Source organism: Pantoea sp. RIT413, from assembly GCF_003057675.2.
In the GTDB taxonomy this organism is placed as follows: Bacteria; Pseudomonadota; Gammaproteobacteria; order Enterobacterales; family Enterobacteriaceae; genus Pantoea; species Pantoea eucrina.
The window spans coordinates 17009-28954 of record NZ_QBJB02000009.1 but is presented as its reverse complement, the minus strand read 5'-3'; the positions used below and the strand labels follow the sequence as shown (position 1 = coordinate 28954).

The 11946-nt window shown below is 54.1% G+C and carries 10 protein-coding genes and 5 tRNA genes; all 15 read left to right on the top strand.

The annotated features are described in order from the left end of the window. Nucleotides 1–37 precede the first annotated feature (37 nt). The 15 genes from DBY66_RS12515 (at nt 38) to gshA (ending at nt 11922) form a co-directional block, all read left to right on the top strand. Nucleotides 38–1123, top strand: a complete 1086-nt coding sequence (locus DBY66_RS12515) for an alcohol dehydrogenase catalytic domain-containing protein (protein ID WP_039379838.1) — start codon at nt 38–40, stop codon at nt 1121–1123. A gap of 128 nt (nt 1124–1251) precedes the next feature. Further along, complete coding sequence (mltB, locus tag DBY66_RS12510; RefSeq protein ID WP_108569616.1) at nt 1252–2334, top strand: lytic murein transglycosylase B; 1083 nt, start codon at nt 1252–1254, stop codon at nt 2332–2334. Between the two features lie 84 nt (nt 2335–2418). After that, a complete protein-coding gene (locus DBY66_RS12505) occupies nt 2419–2754 on the top strand; it encodes a zinc ribbon domain-containing protein YjdM (RefSeq protein ID WP_039379834.1) in 336 nt (111 codons plus the stop codon). A 352-nt stretch (nt 2755–3106) separates the two neighbouring features. Continuing rightward, entirely contained in the window at nt 3107–3598 is a 492-nt protein-coding gene (pncC, locus tag DBY66_RS12500) for a nicotinamide-nucleotide amidase (protein WP_039379832.1), read from the top strand. 93 nt (nt 3599–3691) lie between these two features. Next, nucleotides 3692–4762, top strand: coding sequence for a recombinase RecA (recA, locus tag DBY66_RS12495; protein WP_039379830.1), 1071 nt, complete (start codon nt 3692–3694; stop codon nt 4760–4762). A 111-nt stretch (nt 4763–4873) separates the two neighbouring features. After that, nucleotides 4874–5389 (top strand): regulatory protein RecX, encoded by a 516-nt coding sequence (locus DBY66_RS12490; RefSeq protein ID WP_233499587.1) that lies wholly within the window; start codon nt 4874–4876, stop codon nt 5387–5389. A 135-nt stretch (nt 5390–5524) separates the two neighbouring features. Continuing rightward, nucleotides 5525–8152 (top strand): alanine--tRNA ligase, encoded by a 2628-nt coding sequence (alaS, locus tag DBY66_RS12485; RefSeq protein ID WP_108569615.1) that lies wholly within the window; start codon nt 5525–5527, stop codon nt 8150–8152. A gap of 246 nt (nt 8153–8398) precedes the next feature. Continuing rightward, nucleotides 8399–8584, top strand: a complete 186-nt coding sequence (gene csrA / locus DBY66_RS12480; RefSeq protein WP_039379826.1) for a carbon storage regulator CsrA — start codon at nt 8399–8401, stop codon at nt 8582–8584. A 292-nt stretch (nt 8585–8876) separates the two neighbouring features. Further along, nucleotides 8877–8969, top strand: a tRNA-Ser gene (locus DBY66_RS12475). 8 nt (nt 8970–8977) lie between these two features. Next, nucleotides 8978–9054 (top strand) — tRNA-Arg (locus DBY66_RS12470). 96 nt (nt 9055–9150) lie between these two features. Next, a tRNA-Arg gene (locus DBY66_RS12465) sits at nt 9151–9227 on the top strand. 56 nt (nt 9228–9283) lie between these two features. Further along, nucleotides 9284–9360 (top strand) — tRNA-Arg (locus tag DBY66_RS12460). Between the two features lie 55 nt (nt 9361–9415). After that, a tRNA-Arg gene (locus DBY66_RS12455) sits at nt 9416–9492 on the top strand. Nucleotides 9493–9857: 365 nt separating this feature from the next. After that, entirely contained in the window at nt 9858–10286 is a 429-nt protein-coding gene (locus DBY66_RS12450) for a YqaA family protein (protein WP_039379824.1), read from the top strand. Between the two features lie 31 nt (nt 10287–10317). Further along, nucleotides 10318–11922 (top strand): glutamate--cysteine ligase, encoded by a 1605-nt coding sequence (gshA, locus tag DBY66_RS12445; protein ID WP_039379822.1) that lies wholly within the window; start codon nt 10318–10320, stop codon nt 11920–11922. Nucleotides 11923–11946: the final 24 nt, after the last annotated feature.

Sequence of the window (11946 nt, the reverse complement as noted above, 5' to 3'; positions counted from 1 at the left end):
CAATATTGACGTTAACATTTATCGAAAAGGATACGCTATGAATATTCTGCCGCAACAGATCAAAAGCCTGGTGAACTATGGCCCGCGCGATTATCGCCTGGAGACCTTACCGCTGCCTGAGCCAAAAGCACGCGAGCTGCTGGTAAAAGTGGGGGCATGTGGTATCTGCGCGTCTGACGTCCACTGCTGGCACGGGGCGCCAATGTACTGGGGAGATGGTAATCCGGAAAAAGCCTGGGTTAAAACGCCAGTAGTGGTGGGGCATGAGTTTTATGGCACGGTCGTCGGATATGGCGAGGGCGCGCTGGAGCATTTTGGCGTGTCGCCTGGCGACCGCGTCATCGCTGAACAGATTATTCCCTGTAATCAGTGCCGCTTCTGCAAAGATGGCAAATACTGGATGTGCGAAAAGCACGACATCTACGGCTTTCAGACGCAGGACTCTGATGGCGGTATGACCGAATATATGCTGTTCAAAGCCAACAGCCGGGTGCATAAAATTCCTGATACGCTGACGCACGAAGAGTGCGCGCTGATTGAGCCCTTCGCCTGTGCGGTCCACGCGGTGAACCGCGCGGCGATTGAATTCAATGATGTGGTGGTGCTGGCAGGGGCTGGCCCGCTCGGCACCGGCATGATTCAGGCTATCCGCCTCAAAAACCCCAAGCTGTTTATTGTACTGGATACCATTCCGGAACGTCTGGCGCTGGCGAAAAAGCTGGGGGCCGATCTGGTTTTCAACCCGCTGGAGCAGGATGTGGATGCGGAGGTGCGCAAACTCACTGACGGCTACGGCTGCGACATCTATATAGAGGCGACCGGCAACCCACTGGCAGTTAATCAGGGACTGCAGATGATCCGGCGCATGGGCCGCTATGTCGAGTTCAGCGTGTTTGGTAAGCCTGCAACGGTAGACTGGTCGATCATTGGCGACCGCAAAGAGCTGGATGTGCGCGGCTCACATCTTGGCCCGCACTGCTATGAAACGGTCATCAGCTTTTTTGAGAAAAAATGGTTCACCGCAGAAGGCATTGTTACGCACAGTTTTCCGCTGGCGGAGTGGGAGCAGGGGTTTGCGATGGCATCAGGTCGCGAATCGATCAAAGTGCTGCTGGTACCCTGAACCGTTACGTGCGCCACCTCGTCCTGAGGGGCGCACACACCGCGTAAAGTTACGACATTACTCTGTCCGTTAATGCGCTGAACGACTACCATATGCGTTCAGGTTTTTTGCTCGCTTATGGATATCTAATGCGTATTAAGGTTGCCCTCATTCCGTTGTTTTTCCTGCTTGCTGCCTGCAGCAGCAAGCCTGCGCCTCATCAGCAAGGCGATGTTGTGCCGGCACCTAAAGGCGGCTTCCTGCTGGATTCGTCGCATGCGGTTCAGCCGATGTTTGGTGACTTTGCCGGCAACCCGGCAGCAGAACAATTTATCGATCGGATGGTAGCGAAACATGGTTTTGATCGCGATCAGCTGCATGCGGTTATCGGCCAGGCAAAGAGGCTTGATTACGTACTGCGCCTGATGGATCAGCAGGCACCGAGCTATACGCCGCCAGCGGGGCCAAACGGCGCCTGGCTGCGCTACCGGAAAAAATTTATCACGCCCGATAACGTACAGAATGGCGTAGCGTTCTGGAATCAGTATAAAGATGCTCTGCAGCGGGCGCAGCAGGTTTATGGCGTACCGCCGGAAATTATCGTCGGCATTATCGGCGTTGAGACGCGCTGGGGCCGGGTGATGGGCAAAACCCGTCTGCTGGATGCGCTGGCGACGCTCTCGTTTAACTATCCGCGCCGCGCCGCCTATTTCAGCAGCGAGCTGGAGACCTTTCTGCTGATGGCGCGCACCGAACAGGACGATCCGCTGGATCTGCGCGGATCCTTTGCCGGGGCAATGGGCTATGGCCAGTTTATGCCCTCATCCTATAAAGAGTACGCGGTGGATTTCAACGGAGATGGTCATACCAATCTCTGGGATCCGGTTGATGCGATTGGCAGTGTCGCAAACTATTTCAAAGCGCACGGCTGGCGCAGCGGTGAGACAGTCGCCGTACCGGCGAGCGGACAGGCACCCGCGCTGGAGAATGGCTTCAAAACGCGTTATCCGGTTGCCACGCTGGCGGCGAGCGGTCTGACCCCGCAGGGCTCACTGAATGGCAACAGCGAAGCCAGCCTGCTGCGACTCGATCTGGGCACCAGCTATCAGTACTGGTACGGCCTGCCTAACTTCTATGTGATTACGCGTTATAACCACAGCACCCATTACGCGATGGCCGTATGGCAGCTGGGAGAGGAGGTCGCCAAAGCGCGGCAGGGCAATCTGCTTTAATGCTGTCCTTATAAAGTGTGAGGATATAATATGGCACCCTCTTTGCGGTGCCATTTCACCGCATGCAGATTATCAGGAGCACTTATGGAGCATTTACCCGCCTGTCCGCTGTGTCAGGCTGATTATACCTGGCAGGATGGCGACAACCTTAACTGCCCGTCGTGCGGCCATATCTGGTCTGCCAGCGCGGCAGAAGCGAGCGATACGCTGCTGGTACGCGATGCCAATGGCAATACGCTGGCAGATGGCGACAGCGTCACCGTGGTCAAAGATTTAAAGGTAAAGGGCAGCTCTTCGGTGCTGAAAATTGGTACCAGGGTCAAAAGTATTCGTCTGGTTGAAGGCGATCACAATATTGACTGCAAAATCGAGGGCTTTGGCCCGATGAAACTCAAATCTGAGTTTGTGAAAAAGAGCTGATGGCCGGACGGCGCAGGCCGTCCTGTTTTTTACCCTGAAGGTATTTACGCCTCCCGCTTTCGGTTCCTGCTGCGCCACCCTCTGTACTGAACACCTCCGGTCTCACTCACTGCTGAACGTCAGCGCCTGCCTGGCACAGATCGCGACTATGCTTGATTAAGCGGTACTGACTCCGGCCGATCCGGCACGCGGCAACGGCACGCTGCTGTGCGCTTCCCCGCATCCGGTCAGGATGGCATGAAACCGGACCGGAGGCAGCGGAAGCAGAGGCGCAAATTTCACTGCTGCTGGTTGAAAAGCGCCGTCTGCCGCTCCATTTACTGCTAACGTTGCGCCGCAAAAGGAGAAAGCGATGAATGATGAACAGCTGCAGCAGTTAAGCCGTCAGATTGGCGAAAAGCTCATAGCGCGCCACGCCAGCGTGACGACGGCTGAATCCTGTACCGGCGGCTGGATTGCCAAAGTTTTCACAGATATCAGCGGCAGCTCTGCCTGGTTTGAGCGCGGATTTGTCACCTATAGTAATAGTGCCAAGCAGCAGATGGCAGGCGTGCAGGCGAGCACGCTTGCGCGCTATGGCGCAGTGAGTGAAGAGACGGTACGTGAGATGGTGGCAGGCGCGTGTCAGGCGGCGCAGGCACCTTATGGGATCGCTGTAAGCGGCATTGCAGGACCGGGCGGCGGCAGCGCAGATAAACCCGTGGGCACCGTCTGGTTTGCCCTTGCCGGACCGGAAGGTATCTTTGCGCAACGCTGTGTTTTTGCAGGCGATCGCGAGGCGGTGCGGCGTCAGTCGGTGGCGTGGGCGCTGCAGACGCTGCTTGATCAATTTCTGATAAATTAGGCTTGATACTGTATGATTATACAGTATAATTATTGGCAACAGAACGAGCGGACACAGCCAGTGTTTGCTCACCCGGCATGATTAGGAGTGTAAATGGCGATCGACGAGAACAAACAGAAGGCTTTAGCTGCCGCACTGGGCCAGATTGAAAAACAATTTGGTAAAGGCTCCATCATGCGTCTGGGTGAAGACCGCTCGATGGATGTAGAAACTATTTCTACCGGCTCCCTGTCGCTGGACATCGCACTGGGTGCGGGTGGTCTGCCGATGGGCCGTATCGTAGAGATCTACGGACCGGAAGCTTCTGGTAAAACCACGCTGACGCTGCAGGTTATTGCGGCTGCACAGCGTAAAGGTAAAACCTGCGCCTTTATCGATGCTGAGCATGCGCTGGATCCGGTCTATGCGAAAAAGCTGGGCGTGGATATCGATAATCTGCTCTGTTCACAGCCGGATACCGGTGAGCAGGCGCTGGAAATCTGCGACGCGCTGGCACGTTCAGGTGCCGTTGATGTCATCATCGTTGACTCCGTTGCGGCGCTGACGCCTAAAGCGGAAATCGAAGGTGAGATCGGTGACTCGCACATGGGTCTGGCGGCACGAATGATGAGCCAGGCGATGCGTAAGCTGGCAGGTAACCTGAAACAGTCCAATACGCTGCTGATCTTCATCAACCAGATCCGTATGAAAATTGGTGTGATGTTTGGTAACCCGGAAACCACCACCGGTGGTAACGCGCTGAAGTTCTACGCCTCCGTTCGCCTTGATATCCGCCGTATCGGTGCGATCAAAGAGGGCGACGAAGTGGTAGGTAGCGAAACGCGCGTGAAAGTGGTGAAGAACAAAATCGCTGCACCGTTTAAGCAGGCAGAATTCCAGATCATGTATGGCGAAGGGATCAACACCTTTGGTGAGCTGGTAGACCTGGGCGTGAAACACAAGCTGGTGGAAAAAGCCGGTGCGTGGTACAGCTACAACGGCGATAAGATTGGTCAGGGTAAAGCAAACGCGACCAACTTCCTGAAAGAGAACCCGGCAATTGCGAACGAGATTGACAGCAAACTGCGTGAGGCGCTGCTGACAGGTGCGACAGCAGAGGCAAATACTAAAGAGCCTTCTGACGCTGAGCTTGAAAAAGCAGGCGAAACTAACGAAGATTTTTAATATCAGCGGGAGCAGCAATGCTCCCGTTTTCTTTTTTACTCCTCTGCACGCCTTCCGCTCTCTGCCCCCCATGCTTTACCCTGTCCGTTACCAACAGTAAGGCTAATGTGTATGTCATCAACATCATCACAGGCACCGGTGCCTGACTTCTCCCGTTTACTTGACCGCGCTATGCGCCTGCTTTCACAGCGCGATCACAGCCGCAGCGAGCTGAAGCGCAAACTGCAGCTCTCCGGCCAGCGTGCGGCCTATCTGCAGCAGCAGGAAAATATCCCGATTCCGGATGAGCTGCTGGAAAAAGTGCTCGACTGGTGTCAGGAAAATGGCTGGCTGAACGATAATCGATTTACTGAGCGTTTTATCCAGAGCCGGGCGCGCAAAGGATATGGTCCGCAGCGCGTCAGGATGGAGCTGCAGCAAAAAGGCATCGGACGCGACGAGATCAATCAGGCGCTGGCAGAAAGTGACGTAGACTGGATAGCGTGTGCTGCAGAGCTTGCCAGACGTAAGTTTGGCGAGCCGCTGCCGCAAACCTGGGCAGAAAAAAGCAAAGTACAGCGTTTTCTGATGACAAAAGGCTTTATGATGGAAGATATTCAGGCGGTTTTCAGAAATAGTGACGACTGAAAGGCAATGTGATTTTACTTCCTATTGCAGAAATTTTATCTTATTCCCACTTTTTGTTCCTCAGTCAGCGACGGACCGGATAGACAGGGTTTGTCAGCGAAAGGGAACGTTCGTTAGCGTGATTCCAGGAATTTTATGAGCAAGAGCACTGCTGAGATCCGTCAAGCGTTTCTCGACTTTTTTCATAGCAAGGGACATCAGGTTGTAGCCAGCAGCTCCCTCGTACCGAATAACGATCCAACGCTGCTGTTTACCAATGCCGGCATGGTGCAGTTCAAAGACGTTTTCCTTGGCCAGGACAAGCGTGATTACACGCGTGCGACTACCTCGCAGCGCTGCGTGCGCGCAGGCGGCAAGCATAACGATCTGGAAAATGTGGGTTATACCGCACGCCATCACACCTTCTTTGAAATGCTGGGCAACTTCAGTTTCGGCGACTATTTCAAGCAGGAGGCGATTGCTTATGCCTGGGAACTGCTGACGGGTGAGCAGTGGTTCAGCCTGCCAAAAGAGCGTTTATGGGTAACCGTTTACGAAACCGATGATGAAGCCTTTGATATCTGGGCTGACCAGATCGGTGTGCCGCGCGAACGCATTATTCGTATTGGCGACAACAAGGGCAGCGCATACGCATCTGATAACTTCTGGCAGATGGGCGACACCGGTCCGTGCGGTCCCTGTACTGAAATTTTCTACGATCATGGCGACCATATCTGGGGAGGCCCGCCGGGCAGCCCGGAAGAGGATGGCGATCGCTATATTGAGATCTGGAATATCGTGTTTATGCAGTTCAACCGTCAGGCTGACGGCACCATGCAACCGCTGCCTAAGCCGTCGGTGGATACCGGTATGGGGCTGGAGCGTATCGCGGCAGTCCTGCAGCATGTGAACTCCAACTATGAGATCGATCTCTTTGCGCAGCTGATCAAATCTGTTGCTCAGGTCACTGGCGCAAGCGACCTCAATAACAAATCGCTGCGCGTTATCGCAGATCATATCCGCTCCTGCGCCTTCCTGATTGCCGATGGCGTCATGCCATCGAATGAGAACCGTGGCTATGTGCTGCGTCGCATCATTCGTCGTGCGGTCCGCCACGGCAACATGCTGGGCGCGAAAGAAGCATTCTTCTATAAGCTGGTGGCACCGCTGATTGAGGTCATGGGCGCTGCGGGTGAAGATCTGAAGCGTCAGCAGAAACTGGTAGAAAATGCGCTGAAAGCGGAAGAGGAGCAGTTTGCTAAAACGCTGGAGCGTGGTCTGGCGCTGCTGGATGATGAGCTGGCAAAAGTGAGCGGCGACACGCTGGATGGTGAAACCGTCTTCCGTCTTTATGACACCTTTGGCTTCCCGGCGGATTTGACCGCTGACGTTTGTCGCGAGCGCAATCTGAAGATTGATGAGGCGGGATTTGAAGCCGCTATGGAGCAGCAGCGCCAGCGCGCGCGCGAAGCCAGCGGCTTTGGCGCGGACTACAATAGCGTTATTCGCGTTGATGCCGTAACCGAATTTAAAGGTTATGAAGAGCTGGCGCTGAACGCCACGATTGAAGCACTGTTTGTTGATGGTCAGTCAGTGGAACAGATCACCGCTGGGCAGGATGCCGTCGTGATCCTGAACGCTACGCCGTTCTACGGTGAATCAGGTGGGCAGGTGGGGGATACTGGCGTACTCACAGGGCAGAATGCTGAATTTAGCGTGCAGGATACGCAAAAGTATGGCAAAGCACTGGGACATATCGGTAAGCTCACTCATGGTCAGCTGCGTATCGGTGATGCGCTGCAGGCGCAGGTAAACGAAGCGCGTCGGGCACGTATTCGCCTGAATCACTCGGCAACGCACCTGATGCATGAAGCACTGCGTGAAGTGCTGGGCGATCACGTCGGGCAGAAAGGCTCGCTGAATAACGATAAATATCTGCGTTTTGACTTCTCGCATTCTGAAGCGATGAAGCCGCAGCAGATCCGTGAAGTTGAAGATATCGTCAATGCACAGATCCGCCGCAACCTGCTGATTCAGACAGATATCATGGATCTGGAAGAGGCTAAAGCGCGTGGGGCGATGGCGCTGTTTGGCGAGAAGTACGATCAGCGGGTGCGCGTGGTCAGCATGGGCGAATATTCAGTGGAGCTGTGTGGCGGTACGCACGCTGCGCGCACGGGTGATATCGGCTTGTTCCGCATTCAGTCTGAGTCGGGCACGGCTGCCGGTATTCGTCGTATCGAAGCGCTGACCGGTGAAGCGGCAATTGCTCAGCTGCATGCACAGAGCGATCAGCTGGCTGACATTGCTCAGGTGGTGAAGGCCAACAGTAGCAACCTCAGTGAGAAGGTGCGCGGTCTGGTGGATAACGTACGCGCGCTGGAGAAAGAGCTGCAGCAGCTACGCGATCAGCAGGCAGCCCAGGAGAGCGCATCGCTGAGCAGCAGCGCCATTGAAATCAGGGGCGCTAAACTGCTGGTAAGTGAGCTGAGTAACACTGAACCGAAAATGCTGCGTACGATTATGGATGACCTTAAAAACCAGCTTGGGTCTGCCGTGATCGTACTGGCAACGGTAGCAGAAGGTAAGGTTTCGCTGATTGCAGGCGTAACTAAAGATCTGACCGACCGCGTGAAAGCAGGTGAGCTGATTAGCGCGCTGGCCGTTCAGGTGGGCGGAAAAGGCGGTGGACGTCCTGACATGGCGCAGGCGGGCGGTACCAATCCGCAGGCGCTGGCAGGCGCGCTGGCAGGCGTACAGGAGTGGGTAAGCAGCCGGCTGTAACAATTAAAATTAAGCGTTGTATAGCGCCAGGAACGTCTGTTCCGGCGCTTTTTAGTGCAATGGACACCAGGTAATGACAAAGTCCGGTCGATGTAGTGTATTTCGGCTAAACTGATTATCAGCAGAATGTATTGGTGTGACAAATCACAATGGTGTATTTGTCATAGGTATTGTTCAGCGGTATATGATGGATATGGCCGGGAGCCCGAACAGGCCCGACTCTTTTAATCTTTCAAGGAGCAAAGAATGCTTATTCTAACTCGTCGAGTTGGTGAAACCCTCATGATTGGCGATGAGGTGACTGTAACGGTGCTGGGCGTTAAAGGTAACCAGGTCCGCATTGGCGTTAATGCGCCAAAAGAAGTATCGGTACATCGTGAAGAGATTTATCAGCGTATTCAGGCTGAAAAAACACAAACCACGGGTTACTAACGTTTTCAGCGTCTCGCTCATGGGCGAGACGCTACCTTTCTGCTCCCTCCATCCGTTTATTTCTGTTTTAGCTTCCTCGCTTTTTTCATTACTGCTCTGGCTTTTGCTGTTGATAAATCACCCTTTTCGCCGTTAAATCAGCCGAATTGTGCGTCATTTGTGCAATCGAACGCGTGAGTGAAAAAAGTCGGGAGAAATTGTTTGACTTATAAGTCCGGGAAAGTAATATGTGCGCCACGCAGTGCCGATGAGCAGAAACAAGTTCAGAAGCACGGTTCGGAAGAACGCGTAAGGTGAGGTGGCCGAGAGGCTGAAGGCGCTCCCCTGCTAAGGGAGTATGCGGTCAAAAGCTGCATCCGGGGTTCGAATCCCCGCCTCACCGCCATTTCCGATGCATCCATAGCTCAGCTGGATAGAGTACTCGGCTACGAACCGAGCGGTCGGAGGTTCGAATCCTCCTGGATGCACCATCTTTTAGATGGTAGCGGATAAAGTTAAAGAGTGAACGAGCAGTTCCTTTCATGGTGAGTTGTTAGCACCCTGCGTAATACAAGAATTACCTCAATGCATCCATAGCTCAGCTGGATAGAGTACTCGGCTACGAACCGAGCGGTCGGAGGTTCGAATCCTCCTGGATGCACCATTCTTTGTATCATTTCAGGCTTGTTGCAGTTAGTCCATCGTAAGAAATACCTCAATGCATCCATAGCTCAGCTGGATAGAGTACTCGGCTACGAACCGAGCGGTCGGAGGTTCGAATCCTCCTGGATGCACCATTTTCACCCCCTTTCAGTGTTATCAACGTCGCTTCTTTGCAGGCTACGCTTCAGTGCATCCATAGCTCAGCTGGATAGAGTACTCGGCTACGAACCGAGCGGTCGGAGGTTCGAATCCTCCTGGATGCACCATTCTCTGCTTTTTCCCCATATGCTTCAGTTAAACCCGTTACCGACAGCTTCAGCACCCGGGCTGTGCTCTCCAAATCTCCCCGGCAGTACCAGCCGCTTTCGCAATTAACCCGTCTCTGTTCAGCGATTTTAGCGCCGCCAGAGTTCACTGGCGTTAATAGGAATGCTGACTCTCTTTTGTACTCTGTTTTGAAAAATGCTGCATTTACCGCCATTTATGCCCGGTTTTGTTCCCTGACCTTTTTCTGAAAACGAAAATTCCTAATGCTTTCAAAGCATTTGCGGTTAAGCCTGCCTGGCGACAACCTGAGCGCATTAAGCTAAAGTAATGGCTCATTTTGTCGTACGTGCGATATGCCATTACCGTGAATGATTTCCTGATTTATGGCTCGCTGCTGGGCAGCAGCTTTCTGAGCGCTACGCTGCTTCCGGGCAGTTCAGAAGCTGTACTGATAGCGCTGCTGGTTGCTCAGAAAGGATCGGTATATGGCCTGTTGCTGGCTGCATCAGTGGGAAACACGCTGGGTGGCCTGACCAACATTTTTCTTGGTCGCCTTATGCCGCAGAACGGGCAGGGGCGATGGCATGACACAGCATTGACGTGGTTACACCGATGGGGCCCTGCGGCATTGATCTTTAGCTGGCTGCCGGTTGCTGGCGATCTGCTTTGCGTTCTCGCAGGCTGGTTGCGCTTCAGCTGGCTGCCTTGCATGCTGTTTCTCGCTCTCGGCAAAACGCTGCGTTATATCTTTATCGCGATCGCCACAATACAGGGTATGGAGTGGTGGCATTGATTCGCACAGATTCGAGGCTACGGTTAACATTATGCTGAACAAAAATAAATTATTCTCACAGCGGGAGGTTAATGTGATCCCGGACGTATCAAAAGCGCTCTCCTGGCTGGAAGCGCATCCCGACGCGTTAAAGGGTATCGGCCGTGGCATCGAACGCGAAACGTTACGCGTCGGGCCCGATGGTCATCTGGCTACTACCGGCCATCCGGCATCGCTTGGCTCGGCGCTGAAGCATGACTGGATCACCACGGATTTTGCGGAAACGCTGCTGGAGTTCATTACGCCGGTCGATAAAAATATCGATCGCTCGCTGACCTTCCTGCGCGACATCCATCGCCATGTGGCAAAACAGCTGGGTGAAGAGCGCATGTGGCCCTTCAGTATGCCCGGTCACGTTGACGATACCGATAAAATTGAGCTGGCGCAGTATGGCAGTTCAAACGTGGGCCAGATGAAGACCCTCTACCGGCAGGGGCTGAAAAACCGCTACAGCGCGCTGATGCAGATTATCTCTGGCGTGCATTACAACTTCTCGCTGCCGCTCTCTTTCTGGCAGGAGTGGGCGGATGTAAAAGATGCTGAGAGCGGTAAAGAGACCATCTCTGCGGGCTATCTGCGCCTGATCCGCAACTATTATCGTTTCGGCTGGGTGATCCCTTATCTGTTTGGTGCCTCGCCGGCGATCAGCTCCTCATTTCTTCAGGGGCGTGAGAGTCAGCTGCCGTTTGAAACGGATGGTAAAGATACGCTGTGGCTGCCGTATGCGACCTCTCTGCGCCTGAGTGACCTGGGTTATACCAATAAGTCACAAAGTAATCTCGGTATTACCTTCAACTCGCTGGAAGGGTATGTGAGCGCGCTGAAGGCCGCAATCAAAACCCCTTCTGAAGAGTACGCAGCCATGGGCGTCAAAGATGCTGAAGGCAACTGGCTGCAGCTTAATACTAATGTACTGCAGATTGAGAACGAGCTGTATGCGCCTATCCGTCCGAAGCGCGTTACCCGTTCGGGAGAAGCCCCTTCTGATGCGCTGCTGCGTGGCGGCATTGAGTATATTGAAGTGCGCTCGCTTGATATCAATCCGTTCTCACCGGTAGGTGTGGATGCCGATCAGGCGCGCTTCCTCGATCTGTTCCTGATTTGGTGTACGCTGGCCGATGCCCCTGAACTGAGCGCCAGCGAGCTGCTCTGCAGTCGCAAAAACTGGAACCGCGTGGTGATGGAAGGACGTAAGCCAGGGCTGGTTATTGGCGTTGGCTGCAGCGACACTGAACATTCGCTGGTTGAAGTAGGCAAAGCGCTCTTTGCCGATCTGCGTCGCGTCGCGGAAGTGCTGGATAGCAACGAGGGCAGCACGCAATATCAGCAGGTATGCGATCAACTGGTAGCTTCTTTTGACGATCCTGAGCTAACCTACTCGGCGCGCATTCTTCACGCTATTAAAGAGAACGGCCTGACCGGAGCAGGTGTTGCACTGGCGGAGCAGTACCGGCAGATGCTCTGCGCGGAGCCACTGGAAATTCTGACCGAAGCGGATTTCACTCAGCAGGCGCAGGAGTCTGTTGCTGCACAGCAGGCGCTGGAAGCGAGTGATAGCATAAGCTTTGAGGATTATCTGGCAGGTCGGGAAGGCTGAAAAAGAAAATGGCCACATCACTGT